This is a genomic window from Metabacillus crassostreae, from assembly GCF_016908395.1.
GTDB lineage: Bacteria > Bacillota > Bacilli > Bacillales > Bacillaceae > Metabacillus > Metabacillus crassostreae.
Genome location: NZ_JAFBDU010000002.1, coordinates 60,707 through 80,806, shown reverse-complemented (window position 1 = coordinate 80,806; position 20,100 = coordinate 60,707). Strand labels below are relative to the sequence as shown.

16 protein-coding genes are annotated in these 20,100 nt (G+C 33.0%); 11 read left to right on the top strand and 5 right to left on the bottom strand.

Going from position 1 to position 20,100, the window contains the following annotated elements:
• Positions 1-69 precede the first annotated feature (69 nt).
• A complete protein-coding gene (locus JOC75_RS08275) occupies positions 70-1,326 on the bottom strand; it encodes an MDR family MFS transporter (protein ID WP_204953622.1) in 1,257 nt (418 codons plus the stop codon).
• Between the two features lie 99 nt (positions 1,327-1,425).
• On the opposite strand from JOC75_RS08275, the gene JOC75_RS08270 reads away from it, so the two are divergent.
• From JOC75_RS08270 to JOC75_RS08245, 6 genes are all read left to right on the top strand, one after another.
• Positions 1,426-3,234 carry an ABC transporter substrate-binding protein gene (locus tag JOC75_RS08270; protein WP_204953621.1) on the top strand — a complete coding sequence of 603 codons (1,809 nt, stop codon included), beginning with the start codon at positions 1,426-1,428 and terminating at the stop codon, positions 3,232-3,234.
• An 89-nt stretch (positions 3,235-3,323) separates the two neighbouring features.
• Complete coding sequence (locus tag JOC75_RS08265) at positions 3,324-3,581, top strand: DUF3949 domain-containing protein (RefSeq protein ID WP_204953620.1); 258 nt, start codon at positions 3,324-3,326, stop codon at positions 3,579-3,581.
• A gap of 17 nt (positions 3,582-3,598) precedes the next feature.
• Positions 3,599-3,994, top strand: coding sequence for a VOC family protein (locus tag JOC75_RS08260; RefSeq protein ID WP_204953619.1), 396 nt, complete (start codon positions 3,599-3,601; stop codon positions 3,992-3,994).
• A gap of 309 nt (positions 3,995-4,303) precedes the next feature.
• Positions 4,304-5,809: a glycosyltransferase family 2 protein gene (locus JOC75_RS08255; RefSeq protein WP_338036574.1), complete on the top strand. Its 1,506-nt coding sequence runs from the start codon at positions 4,304-4,306 to the stop codon at positions 5,807-5,809.
• 219 nt (positions 5,810-6,028) lie between these two features.
• On the top strand, positions 6,029-6,661 hold the full coding sequence (locus JOC75_RS08250) for an HAD-IA family hydrolase (RefSeq protein ID WP_338036568.1): 633 nt from the start codon (positions 6,029-6,031) through the stop codon (positions 6,659-6,661).
• 225 nt (positions 6,662-6,886) lie between these two features.
• Complete coding sequence (locus JOC75_RS08245) at positions 6,887-7,858, top strand: Gfo/Idh/MocA family protein (protein WP_204953618.1); 972 nt, start codon at positions 6,887-6,889, stop codon at positions 7,856-7,858.
• A 246-nt stretch (positions 7,859-8,104) separates the two neighbouring features.
• On the opposite strand, the gene JOC75_RS08240 is transcribed toward JOC75_RS08245, so the two are convergent.
• Positions 8,105-9,151 carry a lactonase family protein gene (locus JOC75_RS08240; RefSeq protein ID WP_204953617.1) on the bottom strand — a complete coding sequence of 349 codons (1,047 nt, stop codon included), beginning with the start codon at positions 9,149-9,151 and terminating at the stop codon, positions 8,105-8,107.
• A gap of 257 nt (positions 9,152-9,408) precedes the next feature.
• Here JOC75_RS08240 and JOC75_RS08235 point away from each other — a divergent pair, with 257 nt between their 5' ends.
• The 3 genes from JOC75_RS08235 (at position 9,409) to JOC75_RS08225 (ending at position 12,878) form a co-directional block, all read left to right on the top strand.
• The gene (locus JOC75_RS08235; protein ID WP_204953616.1) at positions 9,409-11,124 is read left to right on the top strand and encodes an ABC transporter ATP-binding protein; all 1,716 of its coding nucleotides are present in this window, start codon (positions 9,409-9,411) and stop codon (positions 11,122-11,124) included.
• A 453-nt stretch (positions 11,125-11,577) separates the two neighbouring features.
• Positions 11,578-12,195, top strand: a complete 618-nt coding sequence (locus tag JOC75_RS08230) for an acetate uptake transporter (RefSeq protein ID WP_204953615.1) — start codon at positions 11,578-11,580, stop codon at positions 12,193-12,195.
• Positions 12,196-12,323: 128 nt separating this feature from the next.
• Entirely contained in the window at positions 12,324-12,878 is a 555-nt protein-coding gene (locus tag JOC75_RS08225) for a hypothetical protein (protein WP_204953614.1), read from the top strand.
• A gap of 95 nt (positions 12,879-12,973) precedes the next feature.
• On the opposite strand, the gene JOC75_RS08220 is transcribed toward JOC75_RS08225, so the two are convergent.
• Positions 12,974-13,765: a formate/nitrite transporter family protein gene (locus tag JOC75_RS08220; RefSeq protein ID WP_204954190.1), complete on the bottom strand. Its 792-nt coding sequence runs from the start codon at positions 13,763-13,765 to the stop codon at positions 12,974-12,976.
• A gap of 327 nt (positions 13,766-14,092) precedes the next feature.
• On the opposite strand from JOC75_RS08220, the gene rocF reads away from it, so the two are divergent.
• Positions 14,093-15,001, top strand: a complete 909-nt coding sequence (gene rocF / locus JOC75_RS08215; protein ID WP_204953613.1) for an arginase — start codon at positions 14,093-14,095, stop codon at positions 14,999-15,001.
• 68 nt (positions 15,002-15,069) lie between these two features.
• On the opposite strand, the gene JOC75_RS08210 is transcribed toward rocF, so the two are convergent.
• Positions 15,070-16,470, bottom strand: a complete 1,401-nt coding sequence (locus JOC75_RS08210) for a sigma-54 interaction domain-containing protein (RefSeq protein WP_204954189.1) — start codon at positions 16,468-16,470, stop codon at positions 15,070-15,072.
• 283 nt (positions 16,471-16,753) lie between these two features.
• On the opposite strand from JOC75_RS08210, the gene JOC75_RS08205 reads away from it, so the two are divergent.
• Entirely contained in the window at positions 16,754-17,947 is a 1,194-nt protein-coding gene (locus JOC75_RS08205) for an ornithine--oxo-acid transaminase (protein ID WP_204953612.1), read from the top strand.
• Between the two features lie 392 nt (positions 17,948-18,339).
• On the opposite strand, the gene JOC75_RS08200 is transcribed toward JOC75_RS08205, so the two are convergent.
• Positions 18,340-19,698 carry a YjiH family protein gene (locus JOC75_RS08200; protein WP_204953611.1) on the bottom strand — a complete coding sequence of 453 codons (1,359 nt, stop codon included), beginning with the start codon at positions 19,696-19,698 and terminating at the stop codon, positions 18,340-18,342.
• Positions 19,699-20,100: the final 402 nt, after the last annotated feature.

Here is a 20,100-nt window from a genome sequence, read left to right as displayed (position 1 = left end):
AATAATATCGGGGCCTTACGTTTATATGATGGTGTTTCTTGTGATATTCTAACTAATACTTGGTCAAAATCAATTTACTTGTAAAAGTTCATGTTTTGGTGAATTAGTTGATTTCTGCTTTAGATCTATTGCTTTTCGGTAACAAATAAGTCCGCTTATCCCTAATCCAAAATAAATGATACTCATCACACTCGAAGGAAGCCATGCCCCTAATGTTAAACCAAAACTTCCTATTAACATGGCCACGTTATAAGATAAGTTATCAATAGCCATATATGAAGCGCGTGATTTCTCGTTCACTATTCCGGCTAAGATTGTTTGTCTAATAGGAGAATACATTAACTCACCTAATGTGAATAATAGAGCAGCTACTATTAATAATAAAAATGAGTTACTATATGCGAATGTTGTAAAACTAACAGAGTAAATAGCAAGCCCCAATGTTAGAACAGCTTTTGCATTAAATTTTCCCAGCCACTTGGAAAGTTGAAGTGTTGCAAGAACAATTGTTACAGTATTTATTAACATAATAATACTAAACATTTTGACACCGGTTATTTCAAACGAGAAAAAGTCGGTATGAAATTGTTCTTTTAATCTTACGGCTACATATTTATCAAGCTGGAATTCAAGTGACATAATGCATACTGTTGCAAATACAAATAACATAAAGCTTCGGTCTCTTAATACATTTAGATAGTTTTTAAAAATTCCGAGTTTTATTGGCTGTTCATGATGATCAATATCAACCTCTGTTAATGATTCTTTTATAAAAAATACGATGATAATCAATGTTGCAATACTTACAAGTAAAAACATCAAAAATAATAGAAACTTATGCTCCTCAAAAAATAATCCGCCTAGTGTTGCTCCAAGTGCTATTGCAATGTTTCCAGTCCAATAACCCAGTCCATAAATATAAGGACGTTCTTTTTCAGAACTAACATCAATAATCATTGCACTCGCTGCAGGTCCTATTAAACTAGAGCTCACATTACTAAAAATAAACATCAAATACGTAATCCATACTGACGTAATCAATGGTGAGTTTACGATCGTCATTACAGTTAAAGCAATCACTTGTATTATTTGTGCAATGACTAGCATTTTCTTACGTCCTATGCGATCTGATAAATAGCCGGAATACAGCCCTATAATGATTGAAATGACTATATTCATCATTAACAATACTCCTGCCATTCCTGCTCCCACATGACTACTAAAATAGATTGCCATAAATGGAATAATCGACATTTGAGTGATATCAGTAAAAAAATCTGTCATAATTCTAATTTTTATTGTTGGATGTAAATCACGAAATCTCATTTGTTTCCTACCTTCTTTCTGATACTTTTATTATAATAAATAAAACGAGAAGAAAAACCGTAAATCAGATTATGGAAATTTCGTATTTTAGGAGGCAGAATGAACGTTATTGAGCATTACATTAATTTGCGGTTGGCATTTAAGGGAACTGAAGAGGAAGAAATAATCAAAACTACTACAGCTACTATTTCTGATTTTCTTTCATGCACAATGAGAAACACTAACCATTTAATTAATAAGATGAGTGAGAAAGGCTTTTTGAGCTGGATCCCACAAAAAGGAAGAGGGAGGAAGTCATCACTAATTTTCCACCTACCTTTACTTGCTGCAGCTTCGTTAAATGTAAAACGCCTGCTAAAAGAAAGAAGCTTTGAAGAGGCATATACATATATAATAGAAGCCGGATTTTCTCAATTTATAAAAGATACCCTGCTTAGTGGAATTCAAAGTGAATTTGGTCTCCAATCTGTATCACTTTCAAATGGTAGAAAAGATACTCTAAAAATACCTCAGGAAACGAAAATACACACACTTGATCCAGCACGTATTGGAATTGTTCATGAAGCACATATTGCTTATCATATTTTTGATTCACTTATTCGCTATGATAAAAACAGTAAATCTTATTCTCCAGGAATCGCACTCTCTTGGGAGGAAACAGAAGGTGGAAAAGAATGGACATTTTACTTACGAAAAGGTATATTATTTCATCATGGACGATTAGTAGAGGCTAAAGATGTACAATACACAATTCAACGAATCTTAAATAACAAAGAAATTCCTTATCATTCTTTATTTAATGGTATCAAAAAGATAGAGATTATCGATGAAATTACAGTTAAATTTATTCTAGATGATGTAAATTACATGTTTTTAGATATTATGAGTAGCTTTTTTTCATCAATACTTCCTCATGATTGTGAAATAAATCCAGTAAAACCTATTGGTACTGGACCTTATAAGGTAGATAAACATGATGATCACCTTCTAGTTCTTGAAGTATTTCCATACTATTTTCAAGGAAGAGCATTTTTAGACACAATTGAAATTTGGAATCTGCCCATGTCTATAAACAACGAAATAAAAAAACAAAATGAACCTATTACTATTACCGAACATAACTTAAAAACATTTCAAGAGCTTGGTAGTTTTTTCTTTATGTTTAATATGAAGAAGCAAGGTCCACATCAAGATCAGTGTGTTCGCTTAGCATTTCAGCAGCTTATAAATTCAATAGAGCTTGTTGAAGATTTAGGTTTCCCAAGAAGAATGCCTGCTTATAGCTTTATCTACAAAAGAAGCAGTCAAGAACATTGTATAGAAAATTCATTAACTAGAGCGAAACAGCTACTTATTCAATCGAGTATGTACAAAGGTGAAGTATTAAAGCTTGCTACATTTGATTTTAAAGAAGCTATAGAGGACATGGTTTGGCTCAAGAAACGATGTGATCAGATAGGATTGAATATAGAAATATCAACAATACATTCTACAGACATCTATCAAAACGATCGGTTTGATTGCTATGATTTGATCTATACCGGAGAAACATTTGAAGAAAATGAAGAATTAAGTTTGTATATGCTATATTCAAGTGAACATAGTATACTTCGTAGAACACTTAATACTGAATACCAAACTGAAATTGATAAAAAATTAAAGATGATCACTCTTGAGAAAAAACTACAAAATAGGATTGATCAGTTTTATTTTATTGAAAAGTGGCTAAAAGATGAAGCTGTTGTTGTTCAAACTTATCATACATTAGAAGAACAAAATTATCACAAAGCTTTAAATGGAATTACAGTTTCAGGATATGGAATGCCTGATTTTCGTCAGCTTTGGGTAAAACCAAAGCTAAATAATGATAAGCAAGAAGAAGCTAACTACTCCATCTATATTCCATAACTTATGAAAATCTAGTTAGGTAAATTTTATTAAACTGAGGAAGTTAAACATAAATTTAGCCAAATAAATAAAATAGAGGTAGATCGGAAATGATTGTAAGTTCTATATTAATTGTTATTTCTATTTATTTACTTATTTCATTAACCATATTGCCTATGCAATACCGTTTTCTAGTTACTTTAAAAGAAGAGGAAGCAAAGTCAAAAGCAAATGGGGAAAACCAAGGAGAAATGTATGAAAAAATGAATCCAGGGAAATCACTACTTCATCAAAATGCTCAAGGTAACCCACTATTTTTACTTGCAAATATCATTGCTTCGATTATCTATCGAATAAAACATTCATAGCTGAGGGAGATGTATTTATGCTACATATAGAAAATATCCATCATGTAAGCTTATCGATAACAGATTTAGAGAAATCAAAACATTTTTATGGTCATATTCTAGGTTTTCAAGAACTACAGCGTCCTAACTTTGACTTTCCAGGAGCGTGGTACCAAGTCGGAAATCAACAGCTTCACTTGATCCAACACAAAGATTCTAAAACATTACGAAAAAGTAATGAATTGAATTCAAGAGATGGACATTTTGCAATTCGTGTAAAAGATTATGACCAAACTTTAGCATATTTAAAAGAAAAAAACCTTGAGGTTAGTGAAAAGCCAAATAGTAAAAGTGGTTTTGCTCAGATTTTTTGTAATGATCCTGATTTTAATTTAATTGAATTTAATGTAGGGCAGAAAACACTAAAAGAATAATGCTTTTGAACAATAAGGATAACTCAGTGGAGCAAGATTTCACTAAGAGTTATCCTTATTTTATAGACTAATATACTAGAAGAAACCGTAAAAGTGATTTTATTATCATTCTTTTGAAGGGTAAAAAAACAATATATAGAACATAAATGTGTAAAAAGACTCATAAATAAAAGTATGCTATTATCTCTTGTTTCTTATTAAGGTTTTTTTGTGAGCTTTGTTGAAAGTAGCTTTCATGTTTTTGAAAGGAGATATTTAATGAGTCTTGAAGATAATAATCGACAACCTGACTGGCATCACCAGAATAAGATGTTAACTGCGAGCATTACAAATTCTCCAGGCGTAAAAAATACTTATATGAGACCAAGAATTGTGGTGTTTATCCCTGCTCATAATGAAGAGAAATCGATTAGAGATTGTCTAGCAGGATTAGGAGATCAAGAATTACCGTCTGGAGTTGAGCTAGATGTATTTGTTATTGCTGATAATTGTACTGATCGAACAGAAGAAAGAGCATTGGATGCTGGTGATGAATTTAGGTTGAATTTATATGTATTAAAAACAAAAAATAATAAACAAAGAAAGGTTGGTGCTTTAAACCACGCTTGGAAAAATATATATGGAGATCACCTCGATATCTATTTTAAGGAGTTAACTCCATATCAAAAAATTTATAAGCAATCAATAAAAGGAATTCTTGGTATGGATGCTGATAGTCGCCTTGCTCCACATGCACTTATATATATGTGGGAAGGCTTAATGAGCGCAAGAAATATCGGGGGTGTAATGGCAAAATATACAATGAGGATGCCTAAAAAGAAAAGCTCACTTTCGAAGGATGATGTTCATTATGAAGAAAAGCTTGCTAGTGGTGAATATGGCGGACCTATTACAAGATGGTGGACACATCAACAAAAACAAGATATAGCTAGCTGGTTACTTGATCTTCAATATCATGGGGGAAGTACCTATGTACTAGGTGGTCAAGCAACGCTATTTCGTCCTGAGGCACTTCAAAACATTGTTGATGAAAATAAATTAGATGGACCATGGCAAGATGAAAGTGATGTAGAGGATATGCTTCTAACATGGCAATTACAAAAATCAAAATGGAAGACCCTCATTAGCCCAAAAGCCCGTTGCTTTGTTGATGCAATGAGAAATTATCATACATTTAGACAACAACGAAATAAATGGCAATCAGGAACAGTAGGGTTACTAACAAACAGTGATATAGATGTTAAAACAAAACATACTGGGAAAATTTGGCGTTCACAAATAAAAGCTTTTATCAATTTGATCATACGTGCTTTATTTTTAGCTTTATTGGTCGTTTCAATAGTCACAGATCAATTCCAATGGTCATGGATTTGGATTACCCCTATAATTATCGCATCTATTTTAAATACAATTCTTGCAGTGAAAACCCCTATGAACAGACCAATTGACGTTATTTTGGCAGCCTTACTTATTAGCCCGGAAATTTATTTATGGGTGAATTTAATAACCTTTATTCATGTTTGGTTAGATCGTTTTTCAGCTACCCAAAAAGATGGATGGGCAAACCAATATAACGCTGAAAGTGGCAAAACAAGTAGTCGAATTGTCCAGGGGATTTTAATGGCTATAATTATCATCATGATTGGTATAGGCTTTTGTGTTTATTACCGAGATTATTTAACAAGTCTAGGTGTTCAATTGGCAACACAATCATACATCACAATAGGCTGGACATTATTAACCTATTTAACTATTTTTGCTACACTACACATGGTGTATCAAATTTGGACGCTTAGAGCTAAGCATACAGCATAGTTAAGATCAAACACATTTCATGGAGAGATGTGTTTCTTTTGATTTGGAGCTAATACCACTAATGTTAATCATTTTTATACATAATGGAAGAGGTTAATATAATATGTATAAAAACCTAGAATGTTATTTATTGTAAGATTAGAATAGAGTAAGACATAGTATTATAAACTACATTTTCAACAAGATTTCGAGAAAATTAATTTTTTAGGGGAGATTAATGTGACAATAAGATATGTAGTATTTGATTTTGATGGAACACTAGCAGATACTAGTGAAGCATTCATGTATGCATGGAATAAGCTGGCTGACAAATATCGTTATAAGAAAATTAAATTAGAACAAATAGAAACAATAAAAAAGCTGAATATGAAAGAACGCAGTGCTTTATTGAATTTTCCTTTGTACAAAATTCCTTTTGTCATGCCTGAGCTTATTAAACTATATAAAGATTCCATAGTGGATATTACATTGTTCCCTGGTGTTAAGAGTTTATTAGAAAAGTTGAAAAAAAAAGGCTATAAAATCGCGATCATTTCTTCGAATTCAGAGGAAAATATTAAGAATGCTTTAAAAAGAAATCATGCGGATCATTTAATAACAGATGTTATAAGTGCTAAAAGAATTTTTGGTAAAGATAAAACGATAGATCAGTTTTTAAAAATTAAAAAATTGCAAGCATCAGAAATGATCTATATTGGTGATGAAATCAGAGATATCATTGCATGTAAGAAAAGTAATGTGAAAATTGTTTGGGTAGAATGGGGATATGATGGGTTAGAAGTAATTAAATCTGCTGAGCCTGATTATATGGTAAAAGAACCTGATGAAATTCTAGAAATTGTTAAGAAATGATAGAGGTTTATCGAGGAGTAGAGCGAAAATAAATATGGTGTTGGCTAAGATAAAATAGGTTCTGTTTTGGAAGATAGATTCGTCCATTAGATTTTTTGTGTAAGCAACTTGTCACTTGATAAATTAATAGCTTTTATTTTAAGTGTAATAAAGAGTATGATTGTAAGTGGTTACATTAAGTAGGTGAAATAATAAAGTTGTAAAGGACAAAAAGGAGATGAGTAGATGCTGAAAATAGGAATAATTGGTACCGGTTGGTTTAGTGGCGTTCATGCAAATATTCTTAATAAGATGGAAGACGTTCATATTATGGGGATTTGTGGTTCAAGTAAAGAAAAAGCAGAGAAATATGCTAGTAATTATCCTAATGCTACTGGATATGGTGATGTAAAAGAGATGCTAGATCGTGAAAATCTCGATGCTGTCTACATATGTATTCCACCCTTTGCGCATGGTGAAATAGAGTTAGAGCTAATAAATAGGGGAATTCCATTTTTAGTGGAAAAACCATTAAGTGTTGATCTTGATATTCCTGATGAGATCTTAAGAAAGCTAAAAGATCAACCAGTAATAACCTCTGTTGGCTATCATTTTAGATATCGTGAATCTATTGATACATTAAAAAATGAACTTAACCTAAGTACAATCGGAATGATAACTGGGAGTTGGATGGGTTCGATGCCAGGTGTTTACTGGTGGAGAAATCAAGAAACTTCAGGTGGTCAATTTATTGAACAAACAACTCATTTAGTTGATCTGCTTCGCTATACTGTAGGAGAAGTGAGGGAAGTCTACGCCGCTTATGGAAGTAGATCTTTACCAAGTCGTTATGAAGATGTAACAGTATCAGATATTGGAACTGTTACATTGAAATTTACAAATGGGGTTATTGCCAACCTTTCAAATACATGTATATTACCAGAAGGTGATTCAAAGAATGGATTAGATTATTACACTGATAAAGGAATCCTCCAATTAGGGTTTGATACATTAAAGACTTCAAAAAAAGGGGAAATAATAGTAAAGGAAGACACTACTGATCCTTATGTTAAAGAAAACGAAGCCTTTCTACATGCAGTTCGAACAGGAGATACATCGAAAATATTATCAACTTATGAAGATGCTTATAAAACTCAAGAAATAACTGTTGCAGCATTAAGATCAGCTAAAGAAGGTTTGCCAGTTAAAATAAGTTAGATCTAAAATATTCACTATATTATACTGTTTTCTATTAATCAGTTTATCTTGAAAAACAAGCTCGTTCTATTGTGCTTACAGACACTCGCTTTTCACTATTTCTTATATATTATGCAAAATAAAAACTATTGAAGGCAGCAAATAAATACCCGAATTATTAGGCGAAAGATTAATTGAAGTATCACCTAATAATTCGGGTTTATCATTAACTAAAATAATTATGTCTTTAGCCTTTTTATCATATCTTTAAACATTCAAAAACTTCACACAAACTGGGTCAGGGACTGTTACATCAGATTGTAATAAAGTCAGTTTTCCTGTATTAGTATCTCTTGAGAATAAGACAAGATTACTGCTTTCTTGATTTGAAGCAATTAAGAATTGTTCTGTTGGATCTAAAACGAAATCACGTGGCCAGTTTCCTTCTGTTGATGTATGTTCAACAAATGATAATTCACCGTTTTCTTCATTTACACTATATATTGCGATACTATCATGTCCGCGATTTCCTGCATATACAAAACGTCCATCAGAGGAAATATGAATAGCACTTCCTTGACTATTTTCTGTAAAGTCTGCCGGAATTGCAGGTATGTATTGAAGTTCAGTGAAAATTCCAGTTTCTGAATTATAACTTAACGTTATGACTTCATTACTTAATTCTGTCATGACATAAGCAAATTTTCCATTTGGATGGAACGTAATATGTCTAGGACCACTACCAGCCTTAACCAATAAGCTGTGCGCTTCCTCGAGCTCTCCATCAGAAATTTTGTACGTCACAATTTTATCAATTCCTAAATCAACTGCAACAACATATTTTTCATCAGGTGTAAAGCCAGAATAGTGAGCATGTGGTTTTTCCTGTCTCTCGTGGGGACCTTTACCTTCATGCTGCATAACTGATAATGCTGGTGAAATACGATGATCTTCGTTTATTTTATGTGACACAATTGTTCCTAAATGATAGTTAGCTGTTACAACTTGGCTATTAGTAGAATCGACACTAACATGACATGGTGATGAACCATCAAGAAGCTCTCGATTTATTTCAGTTAAATCTCCTGTTTGATGGTTAATCTTATAAGCAGCAACACCACCCTTATCGCCATCCTTTACAACAGCATAAAGAGATTTATTATCTTCGCTAAGATTTACGTATGTAGGATTATCTAACTCAGCTACTGCTTTAACATCTCCAAGCCTTTTTGTTTCGGTGTCTAAGGTAAAGCTGTAAACACCTTTACTGTCACCTTTTGTATATGTACCAATGTACCCGATTAATTTTGGCATATAAAAAACTCCTTTCAGCATGTTCTATTTTCCATTATAGCGTTTGTTAACAGTAGTCACCAATAATTTAAGCTATCAATTTACTATCATTTACGAATATAATAGTATTTATGATAATTAAGGTTTTTTTTGTTAATTTTGCTGCTATTAGTAACTATACGTAATCGTGCCGTGACTAAATTCTATCAGTATCTTGCATGGTAGAATGACTAAAAGTAAAACGTAACAACAGAGATATCGATAAAAGGAGAAGAGAGATGTTAAAACGTTTTTTTTCGTATTACATACCACATAAAAAGCTATTTGTTTTCGATTTTAGCAGTGCCATTATTGTTGCTATTTTAGAGCTAGCTTTTCCACTTGCTGTTCAGTGGTTTATAGATTCTTTACTTCCTAGTGAGAATTGGTCAGCGATTGTATCTGTAAGTATTGGCCTTCTTGTACTTTATTTTATAAGTACTTTTTTACAATTTGTTGTCAATTATTGGGGACATAAGTTAGGGATTAATATAGAAACAGATATGAGGAAGCAGCTATTTCAACATGTTCAAAAGCAATCTTTTAAGTTTTTTGATAACACAAAAACTGGTAATATTATGAGCAGAATAACAAATGACTTGATGGATATTGGTGAACTCGCTCATCATGGACCAGAAGATTTGTTTATTTCGATTATGACCTTTATTGGTGCATTTTGGATTATGTTCACAGTTAATGCAAAGCTTGCATTAGTTGCGTTGATTGTTTTACCATTTTTAGCATTGCTTATGATTGTTAGTAACTTGAAAATGAATAAGGCTTGGAAGAAGATGTTTACTGAAATAGCAGATGTTAATGCGAGAGTAGAGGACAGTGTTTCAGGAGTTCGCGTTGTACAATCATTTACAAATGAAGAGTTTGAAAACAATCGATTTTCTGTAAATAATTTAAAATTTAGAAAAGCTAAGCTTGGTGGATATAAGGTAATGTCATTTAGCTTATCAGGCATTTATATGATGACAAGGTTTGTCACATTAGCGGTTCTAGTTTTTGGTGCTTGGTTAAGCTACACAGGGCAGCTGTCTTATGGAGAGCTAGTGGGCTTTGTTTTATATATTAATGTATTATTTAAGCCAATTGATAAAATTAGTGCTTTAATGGAGCTGTATCCAAAAGGTATGGCTGGATTCAAGCGTTTTACAGAATTGTTAGATATGGATCCAGATGTTGTCGATGTAAAGGATGCTGTTGAGGTTCAGTCACTTAAAGGTGATATTACTTTCTCAAATGTATCTTTTGGTTATGATGAGCATAAACAGGTTCTTAAAGGGATTAATTTAGATATTACTTCTGGTGAAACAATTGCCTTTGTAGGTCCATCAGGTGCTGGAAAAACAACAATTTGTTCGCTTATTCCACGCTTTTATGATGTTGATGACGGCTCAATAAAAATTGACGGTATCGATATACGAGATATGGCCAAGCAATCGCTTCGATCACATATAGGTATAGTGCAACAAGATGTATTCTTATTTACAGGTACACTTAGAGAAAATATTGCATATGGAAAACTTGATGCATCACAAGAGGAGATTGAGGAAGCAGCAAAAAGAGCTCATTTGGAAAGCTTTATCGAATCACTTCCATTTGGTTATGATACTCAGATAGGTGAAAGAGGCTTGAAGCTATCTGGTGGCCAAAAGCAAAGAATAGCTATTGCTAGAATGTTCTTAAAAAATCCACCGATTTTAATTTTAGATGAAGCAACATCTGCTTTGGATACTGAAACAGAAATGATTATCCAAAGAGCATTAACAGAGCTTGCTAAAGATCGAACAACACTTGTTATTGCTCATCGATTAGCAACAATTCGTAATGCTGATAAAATTATTGTTGTCACAGAAGAGGGTATTGCTGAACAAGGAAATCATGATCAATTAATCCAACAGGGTGGAATTTTTGCGAATTTGCATCGTGTACAATTTCAAAGATAAGAGAGATGGGATGGGGCTTTGTGCTCCGTCTTTTATTGTGGAGCGGGTTGCGAAATGTGTCGAAAAACTAATATTCTGTGGAAAAGAGCAAATAAAATCAATGAAACAGCAAATAAATGAAGTGAATCAGCAAATAAATAGAGCCAAACAGCAAATATATTTGCACATAAAGCAAATAACGGAAAAACAATGAGTATGGAGTAGGAATATAATAGCAAAACAGAAGAATAATATCATGGAATTTATCTAATCAGTATTATTGTGGCTCATATTTCTTTTCTACAAGAAAACTTCTTTTTTAAGGAATAATAAATGATTGCGATTACATACCAACAGTAGCAATAATCCCTAATTTAAAGGCTTTTTTGCAATAATTAGACTTCTATAAAAGTGATTGACAGTCGATTCTAACTTATGTATCTTATGTAAGTATGTTTTTATTAGGAGGAAATTATGAGTAAGCAAAATACACAGCAGGTGAAAATTGTAACAGCTGATCCCTCGGCACTAGGTTTATTTGGACTAGCGATGGTCACTCTTGTTGCATCTTCACAGAAATTAGGGTTAACAGATGGAACATCATTAATATTACCATGGGCATTTTTCTTGGGTGGACTAGCTCAACTATTTGCAAGTGTCCTTGATTCTAAGCATAACAATACATTTGGTACAACAGCTTTTGGTGCATTTGGTTTGTTTTGGTTTGGTGTTGGTATGACTTGGTTAATTCAATTAGGTGCATTTGGTGAAGAGTTAGCTGCTAATGCTGATTCAAAGCAGCTTGGTGTAGCATTTATCGGCTATTTGATTTTCAGTGTTTTTATGACTGTTGGAGCAATGGCAACACACAAGGTGTTATTCTTTATTTTTGTATTTATTGATTTCTTATTTATCGGCTTATCTTTAAGTACACTTGGGATCATGCCTGAAACTACTCATATGATAGCAGCGATTGCAGAGCTTCTAATCGCATTATTATCCTTCTATGGATCTGCGGCAGTTGTTTTAAATAATCAGTTTGGAAAAGTAATTTTACCAGTCGGAAAACCATTCGCTATTTTTAAAAGCTAGTAGTAAGGAGACTAATCAAGTTGTTAGTCTCCTTTTTCAATGGTAAGAAGATTCAATTAGTTTTAGTGATTTTAATACAATCGTGCTATATTGTTTTTAATATAGTTGTATTAAAAAGGGGTTTTAGAATGACTAACATTGGTTGGTTAATTATATTTTGTGAAATAGGTTTTTGGATTTTTGTACTTGCTGGTTTAATAACAAGGTATGTTTTTAAGAAGAATAAATTAGGAGCTGCTTTCCTGTTATGTACACCAGTTATTGACCTTATTTTAATTGTTGCTTCGATTATTGACTTGAAAAATGGTCAACAAGCCACTTTCTTTCATGGTATTGCTGCTTATTATATAGGAATGACTGTAGCATTTGGTCATCAAATGATACGGTGGGCTGATCAACGTTTTGCTTACAAATTTGCAAATGGACCAAAACCACAAGGAAAACCGAGATATGGAATTGAACGAGCACGTATAGAAAGAAAAGGGTGGATTCGTCATCTATTAGGATGGGGCATAGGAAATGTATTACTATTTTCAATCGTTTTAATTGTAGATGATAAGGAAAGAACACAGGAAATATATAATGTTATCTATATTTGGTTACTTGTATTAGTGATAGATTTTATTATAAGTTTCAGTTATACGATCTTTCCTAAAAAAACAAATAGTACGATTAGTAAATAAAAAAAACGAGCGTGGCTATATTTGAGCCCATAACAATGTACCTTTCAAGTATGAGTGACTAAGAAAAACCTTATAACATAAAAAAGCTGATAAAATCAATCAGCTTTTTTTGTCTCTATAAAAGGTTTATTAACAAAATGATACATCCAGCCCATTAACACTGCACCACCTATAAAGTTCCCAAGTGTAACTGGTACAAGGTTATGGATAACACCTTGCATTGTAAAGCTATCAGGTGGATTTGAAACAAATGCAATAGCAAAAGTACACATATTGGCAATACTGTGTTCATAGCCTGAAATGAAAAAACAAAAGACAAATAGCATCATTGTAAAAAGCTTAGCTCCATCTCCTTTTAATCTCATTGGTATAAAGAAAGCAAGACAAACGAGCCAGTTACATAGTATGCCTCTAAAAAATAGTTCGGATGTTGGAAGGTGAACCTTTTTATCAGCAACACTTAATAAAAACCCAGTAGTTGATTCACCGGAAAATAAACCAGTTGCATAGATGAAAAAAGCAAAAAAACAAGCACCAATTATATTTCCAACATAGCTAGTGATCCATAGCTTGAATGCCATTTTCCATGTTAGTTTTTTTCGGAGAGCGGTATATGAATAATAAAAAGTGTTACCAGTAAATAAATCTCCTCCTCCATATGCAATTAAGATGATCGCAGCACCAAAAGTTAGAGCGGCAATCGGATAAGCTAATGGTGAATGTTCGATGTAAAAAAAATTTCCAGCTTTAAATGCAACGATAACACCAAAGCCAATAAACATACTAGCGAGTATTGATCGTAGTATGTATCTTAATGGACTTTGATCATAAATTTTTTTCTTCTTATTTGATAGTTCCTCTACAAGCAATAAGGCTTCTTGTTCCAATTCCATTCACACTCCAAGCTGTGCATCTCTTTTTTATTATCTTACTTTAAAAAGAGAAATTTAAACGTGATGATTATCACAAACAAAACTAGTTAGTAAAAAAAGTTTTCCGACTATTAAGCTAGAAATTGGTCCATTTTTGTTTTTCATTTATTTTATTAAAATATATTTAATTTTTATTATGAGCTGTTAAAACAATAAAATTAACTTAAAATAAGTTTTTTAAAATAGTATTTTTTGTATATACGCGCATAAAAATACATGGAGTTGTTGAGTTGAGTCATTGATGAAGCCTACGATACAATTGCTGGTAAGGGGGAGATTAACGTGAAAAAACATATATCAATTATCGGTGTACCAATGGATTTAGGGCAATCTAGACGTGGTGTGGATATGGGTCCGAGCGCAATTCGTTATGCTGGAGTTGTCGAACGATTAGAAGAGCTAGAGTACGAGATTCATGATAGAGGAGATATCGAGATTGGTAGACCTGGTAAGGATGAACATGTTTTGGCTTCTGACGGAAATCTTAAATTTTTAAGCGCTGTATCAAAGGCGAGTGAAAAGCTAGCTTCAGCTGTTGATGAAGTAATTGAGGAAGGGTCTTTTCCACTTGTATTTGGCGGTGACCATAGTATTGCCATTGGAACATTAGCAGGAGTTTCAAAGCATTACAAGAATTTAGGTGTTATTTGGTATGACGCACATGGAGATCTAAATACCGCTGATACATCTCCATCTGGAAATATTCATGGAATGCCTTTAGCTGTTAGTTTAGGTATTGGTCATCCAACTTTAACTAATATTGCAGGTTATATGCCTAAAGTAAAGCCTGAAAATATTGTGATTATCGGAGCACGTTCCCTTGATGAAGGAGAAAGAGTACTTATTCGTGAAAAAGGTATAAAGGTTTATACCATGCATGAAATCGATCGCCTAGGAATGACAAAGGTGATGGAAGAAGCAATTGATTACTTAAAGAACAAAACAGATGGTGTTCATTTATCACTAGATTTAGATGGATTAGATCCAAGTGATGCACCAGGAGTTGGCACACCTGTATTAGGTGGAATTAGTTATCGTGAAAGTCATTTAGCAATGGAAATTTTAGAGGAATCAAAAATAATTACATCAGCTGAATTCGTTGAAGTAAATCCAATTTTAGATCACGGTAACAGCACAGCTACAGTTGCTGTAGCATTAATGGGATCTTTATTCGGCGAAAAATTACTATAATGGGGTCAGACCCCACCGGTTGTAAAGGTGGGGAAAGACGATCTTTCATTTGTTAAAACATTATGATTTTATTTTAAGTTGAATTTTCGTAATCGATATTGCAGGCTTTGTCTACTTATATCCAATGTTTTTGCTGCTTTTGAGATATTGTAATCATGGTCTTCGAGTATTTTTACCAAATATTTTTTCTCTGTATTCACCATATAGTCTTCAAGAGAAAGGTTATCATCATCAATACCTTTAAACATGTCAGAAATCATTGCTTCTGATATAGATGGCTCAAGTGAATTTGTTTTTTGTCTGAAGGGTAAAGGTAAATGAGGAAAGTCGATTATTTCCTCTTCAGGTTCAATTAAATTCATTGCTCCTTCAATAATATGTTCAAGTTCACGTACGTTACCAGGCCAATCATAAGCATCAAATAGTGAAAAAACATGATTACTTATTCCTCTGATATTCAAATCAAACAGGATATTAAATTTTTGAATGAAGAACTTAGAAAGTTCAGGTATATCACACTTTCTTTCACGAAGTGGTGGAATAAATAGTGAAACAACACTTAGACGATAGTAAAGGTCTTTTCGCAATTGATCATTCGCAATCGCATCAATAGGGTCTTGGTTTATTGTAGCAATGATTCGCACATCAACTTTTTTATCCTTTGTATCACCTACTCGTCGAATTGTTTTTTCTTGTAGAGCTCGTAATAGCTTTGCTTGTAAGCTAGGATGTAATGAATTAATTTCATCTAGTAAAATGGTGCCGCCTTCGGCTTGTTCAAATAATCCAGGTCTTTCTATTGATCCTGTAAAAGCTCCTTTTTTAGTTCCGAACAATATGCCTTCTATTAGACTATCTGGCAAGGCAGCACAGTTTTGACTGATAAATGGGCCTGAAGAGCGTTTGCTACCATTATGAATGCTTTGTGCAAATAATTCTTTTCCTGTGCCTGTTTCACCGACTATTAATATAGACGAAGCTGTTCTAGTTGCACGCTTACTAGTTTCAATTACTTCTTGAAAATTAGCAGATTTACCTATTATAGAATCGAACGTGAACTTTGTATCACCTTTATTTAATATATTGTCACGTATGATTTGTTCTAGGTTTGTAATATCCTTTGCCACTTCGATTGCTCCAATTATTTGTTTATTAGAATTATATATGGGAAATGTATCATTAATGGTGGTGATTTCTTGTCCTTTTTGGTTAAAATAGGTTTGTTTTGAAGATTTAGTAACAGCTCCAGTTTGCAATGCAGACATTAATGTACTTTCAGATTCCTTTTGAAAGTTGAATAATTCAGGAATGTTTTTTCCGAGTACATCACTATGATTCATGCCTTCAATTTCAGCCATTTTTTTATTATATAAAATCGTTAATCCATCTTGATTAATGATGTGTATTCCAGTATCAATATTATTTACTAATGTATGTAATATAGCTTGAAGATCATCCAATTTAAGCATATTCTCTAATTCCAATGTCTTTAACCTCCATAGTAAAAATTTCTACTTCAAGGGTAGATGATAGTTGATATGAATGCAATGAAAATATGCACTTTTAAAAAGAGAGTTCAAATTACCGATAATTATTTTGCACGAAAGCTGATAGAACTACTAACTGACATTCTTTATTAATGGTTTTATTACTTAAGTTTCACTGCAAAAGCATTAAAATGATGGCATGAAATTTGCTTATTACTATATAGCTATTCAAAAAAATCCCAATTAAAATAGGAGGAATATTAGAATGAAAACTGTATCAGAACATGTTATTAAGCAAACCGAACAATTTGGAGCCAATAATTATAATCCTTTACCAATCGTTATATCAAAAGCTGATGGAATATGGGTAGAAGATCCAGAGGGTAATAAATATTTAGATATGTTAAGTGCATATTCTGCAGTGAATCAAGGTCATAGACATCCTAAAATTATTGACGCATTGAAAAATCAAGCAGATCGGGTAACACTAACATCTCGTGCTTTTCATAATGATCAGTTAGGGCCTTGGTATGAAAGGATTTCGCGAATAACTAAAAAAGAAATGGCCCTACCAATGAATACAGGTGCAGAAGCAGTGGAGACTGCAATTAAAGCGATTAGACGTTGGGGTTATGAAGTGAAGGGAATAACTGATAACAAAGCTGAGATTATTGCATGTGAAGGTAACTTTCATGGCCGTACAATGTCAGCTGTATCATTATCTTCTGAAGAAGAATATCGCAGAGGATTTGGACCGATGTTACCAGGAATTAAATTAATTCCATATGGAGATGTTGAGGCTTTAAAATCAGCGATTACACCTGAAACTGCAGGATTTATTTTTGAACCTATTCAAGGTGAAGCTGGTATCAATATACCAGAAGACGGTTTTCTAAAAGAAGCATCACGTGTATGTAAAGAAAATAATGTACTATTTGTTGCAGATGAAATTCAAGCCGGTCTTGGACGCTCAGGTAAAATGTTTGCTTGTGATTGGGAAGATGTTGTACCTGATATGTATATCTTAGGAAAAGCATTAGGTGGAGGAGTTTTTCCGATTTCTTGTGTTGTAGCAAATCGTGATGTTTTAGGAGTGTTTAATCCAGGCTCACACGGATCAACATTTGGTGGTAATCCATTAGCATGTGCTGTTTCAATTGCTGCCTTAGATGTAATAGAAGAAGAGAACCTAGTAGAACAATCTTTAAAATTAGGAAACTATTTTGTTAAACGCTTAAAAGAAATAGACAATCCACTAATTAAAGAAATTCGTGGAAGAGGATTGTTTATCGGAGTAGAATTAACAGAACCAGCAAGAAGTTATTGTGAAAAACTTAAGGAACAGGGATTATTATGTAAAGAAACACATGACACTGTTATTCGCTTTGCACCACCACTTGTTATAACAGAAGAAGAATTAGATTGGGCGATCGAACGAATTAAAAACGTATTAGCTTAATGAATAAAAGTAAAATCTAAATATAAAACATACTAAGACATAATTAAAGAAATCATTCAAAAAGACGAATAAACCTAAATTCAGTTAAGTTGAAAGAAACAAGTTCGTTTCATTGCGCTGCAGACATAAGATTCGCCGGGGAGGAAGCTAAGCCTCCTCGTAAGCTGCGCGCCTGTGGGGTCTCAGCCTTTCCTCTGTACCCGCAGGAGTCAAATGTCTTCCGCTCCATTACACCAGTTCTTAAAAATAGTATGCAAAATCAAAAAACATTGAAGACTGCAAATAAAAACCCGAACTATTAGGCAAATGTTTAATTGACATATCACCTAATAATTCGGGTTTTTATTTAGCTTAAATACTTATGTCCCATCCTCTTTTTTTATGCTGTAAATCTAAAAAATGATATGAGCAATTACAACAATAATCGGTAAAGAAATAATCGTTCGTTGTAAGAAAATAAGAACTAAATCTAAAAATGAAACAGGTAATTTTGAACCAAGAAGAAGCCCACCAACCTCTGACATGTAGATCAATTGTGTGATAGATAAACAGCCGATTACAAATCGTGTCATCTCACTTTCAATTCCGCTTCCGATAATAGCCGGTAAAAACATATCAGCAAAACCAATTAGCATTGTTTGTGAAGCCTCTGAAGCTTCAGGGATTTGCATGAGCTCTAATACTGGAATAAACGGATATCCTAGTATTTTAAATAAAGGTGTATATTCTGCTATGATCAAAGCCAGTGTCCCAATTGCCATAACAATAGGAAGAACACCAAGCCACATGTCTAGTACGTTCTCAATTCCTCCTTTAAGATTAGTGGTGAATTTATTTCCTCTAGCTTGCTTGATAGCATGTTGCAAACCCCACTTAATTGAAGAAATATCAGAAGGAATTGTTTCATCGATTTTTTCAGTTTCATTATAAAGTGTGTTAGATTTACGAGATAAAGGTGGAATTCTTGGGCTAATAAAAGCACATGCAAGCCCTGCTATAACAATTGTTAAATAGAATGAAAAAAAATATTTTTCAAGGTCAAGATATGACATAATGACAATTGTGAAGGTTATCGATACAACTGAAAAAGTTGTACCGATAACTGCTGCTTCACGTTTGGTATAATAACCATCTTCATATTGCTTATTTGTTAAAAGAACCCCGATCGTTCCATCTCCTAACCAAGATGCTAAACAATCTATCGAAGATCGTCCTGGTAAGGTGAATAAAGGGCGCATGATTTTCGTAAATAATGCCCCACATAATTCTAGTAAGCCAAAGTTTAAAAGCAGGGGCAGAAATAATCCTGCAAACAGAAATACTGAAAATAGAACTGGTATCAAATCGAACAATAATAGCCCACCTGTTGCTTCACTCCATACAGAGTTAGGACCTATTTTAAACAAGGCGATGATGGAGAAAATCATTCCTAATAATCTTGTTATTTGCCAAATCCAAGAAACATTGAATAATTTATTTAAAAACGATCTATTAATGATTAAGCTGGGCTGAATTATCTTTGTAAAAAGAGATAAAAGAGCAGCAATGGTAATAAGAATAGTTGCGATATAAGGAAGCGCTTCTCCAAAAGCAGTTTGGACAAATCCAGCCATTAATGCAACTGATATTGTAAACTCCCCATTGATTGACAAAGGGATAACAAAAAGGAAAATTCCTATTAACGATGGTAGGATAAATTTTAAATAGTCTCCGGTTGTATATACTTCTTCCTTTTTTAAGCGTTTATCCATTGAATACCACCCCTTGTTGTAGTAGTGTGTTTAATCATATTTAAGCCCCTTCCCTTTTTTGAATAGTCATAATATATAAAAATTAATAAGCAAGTTTTGTGCCAAGTGACAAGTTGGTTATATACCTTAATTTGATGTAAGAAACCTGCAAAATATATTTGCAGCAATAAAAAAATATTTCCGATATATTTAAATATATTACTCTAGATCTTGATTAAGAAAAATAGATATAATTTTTTGACGAATTCATTATTATAATGTCATTATGTAGAACATTTCAATAGAAGATACTAAAAAAACTATTTTGACATGTTATTTTGCCTTATTTATTAATAATGAATATGAATAAAAGAGGATGCCAGCAGCTTAGATAAACGATTGACCATAGGCAATGTAAGACTG